General features: G+C 41.7%; 1 protein-coding gene. It reads left to right on the forward strand.

Going from position 1 to position 774, the window contains the following annotated elements; genetic code table 11:
• Positions 1-774 (forward strand): Ig-like domain-containing protein (locus tag ACVC5O_RS01820; RefSeq protein ID WP_452219756.1); only part of this gene is annotated, 774 nt, incomplete at both ends.

Here is a 774-nt window from a genome sequence, read left to right on the forward strand (position 1 = left end):
ACACCAAACGATCCAAGTGATGATGTAGTAACCTACACACCAAACCCAGGATACAATGGAACAGATACGTTTGAATATACAGTATGTGATAACGCAACACCAACACCAAACTGTGATACAGCAGAAGTAGAGGTGACAGTAAATGCAGAAGACGTACCAGTAGCAGAAGATGATGTAGCTGAAGTAGATGAAGACAGTACAGATAATGTAATCGATGTGTTAGCCGATAATGGAAATGGCGCAGATGACTTTGGAGCAGACGGACCAAATACAGGAGCAATTACACTTCCAAGTGGAACGACGACTGAAGGCGGAACAGTAACAGTAGATGATAATGGAACACCAAATGATCCAACGGATGATACTATACTGTACACACCAGCACCAGATTTCAATGGAACAGATACGTTTGATTATACAATTACAGATGCAGATGGCGATGAGTCCACAGCAACAGTAACAGTAACTGTAAATCCAATTGTAGATGTAGAAGACGATACAACAACTACAGACGAAGACACACCAGTAGTGGTAGATGTTTATGATAACGATAACGACATCCCAACGGAAGGCACAATCGCAATCACAACACCACCAACCAATGGAACCGTAGTCATAACAGATCCAAACAACACACCAAACGATCCAAGTGATGATGTAGTAACCTACACACCAAACCCAGGATACAATGGAACAGATACGTTTGAATATACAGTATGTGATAACGCAACACCAACACCAAACTGTGATACAGCAGAAGTAGAGGTGACAGTA

This window comes from Lacinutrix salivirga, from assembly GCF_053604675.1.